Below are 1,008 nucleotides of genomic sequence, written 5' to 3'. Positions count from 1 at the left end.
GCGGCGCGGGGCGCGGAGGCGCGCGGTGGCGCGGTCAGGCCTCCCAGACGGCCGCCGCCGTGCGGTCGTCGGCGCACCCCTCCGCCCCGAGCCGGGTGTCGGCGAGGAAGGCGGCGAGCCCGGGCGGCGCCTCCCGGGAGCCCCAGCGCTCGGCCAGTTCCCGCCCGAGGGCCGGCTCGTACCGCAGTGGCGCGGCCAGGCCGCCCCCGGTGAGCAGCAGGGTGTCGCCCGGGCGGGCGACGGCGACGCGGAAGCGGAACGGCACGGCCGGCGGCTCTCCGGCGGACCGCCCGCCGGGGTGCGGGGGCGCGCCCGCCCGGTCGGGCCCGGCCTCCCCGGCCCGGCCGTGCGGCGGGGGCGGTACGGCCGGGGCGGCGTCGGGCACGGGCTCGGGCAGCGGCGGCTCCAGGTCCTGCCAGACACCGTCGCGGAGCCGGAACAGGCCGCCCTCCCCCACGCCGAAGAAGATCCGCGTGCGGCAGCCAGGGTCGCCGCTCAGCAGCAGGCAGCGCAGGTCGGCGGTGTACGCGCCGGGGTCGACGCCCCGTTCGGCGGCGCGGGCGCGGAGCCTGCCGTACGTACGGCCGGTGAGCCGGTGCAGGCCCGACCTCAGGTCCTGGCGGCGGCCCGCGGCGATGTCCCGGGCGAGCCGCTCGTGGCCGCGGCCCACGGCCTCTCCGAGCCAGCGGCAGGCGTCCCCGGCGGCGCGGTGGGCCGCCTCGCCGCCGGTCCGGGCGCCGGTGGCGACGGCCACCACCACCAGCAGGTCCTCCCCCGTGCCGAACCGGGCGGTGAGCAGGGCCTCCCGGCGGGGCTCGCCGCGGAGGCGGGCCGAGTCGCCGCGCGTGGAGGCGGCGCGCAGCGTGAACGTGCCGTAGCGGGCGCCGTCCAGCACGGTGTCGGGGACCGGGTCCGCCGNGNCGCNNTNCGCGTACTAGGATCCGGGCGGTCGGTTCGGGGTCGTACGGAGGCGGCCCGTCCCCGGTGTGCGGCGCGGCGGACCGGGGG

General features: G+C 81.9%; 1 protein-coding gene. It reads right to left on the bottom strand.

Annotated elements, in window-relative coordinates; all coding sequences use genetic code 11:
- Positions 1-34: 34 nt before the first annotated feature.
- Positions 35-895 (bottom strand): protein phosphatase 2C domain-containing protein, encoded by an 861-nt coding sequence (locus MW084_RS17585; RefSeq protein WP_338057717.1) that lies wholly within the window; start codon positions 893-895, stop codon positions 35-37.
- Between the last annotated feature and the right edge of the window lie 113 nt (positions 896-1,008).

The sequence above is a fragment of the Streptomyces sudanensis genome (assembly GCF_023614315.1).
In the GTDB taxonomy this organism is placed as follows: Bacteria; Actinomycetota; Actinomycetes; order Streptomycetales; family Streptomycetaceae; genus Streptomyces; species Streptomyces sudanensis.
Note: the sequence above shows the minus strand (reverse complement) of the source record. Positions and strands in the feature narration are given on the sequence as shown.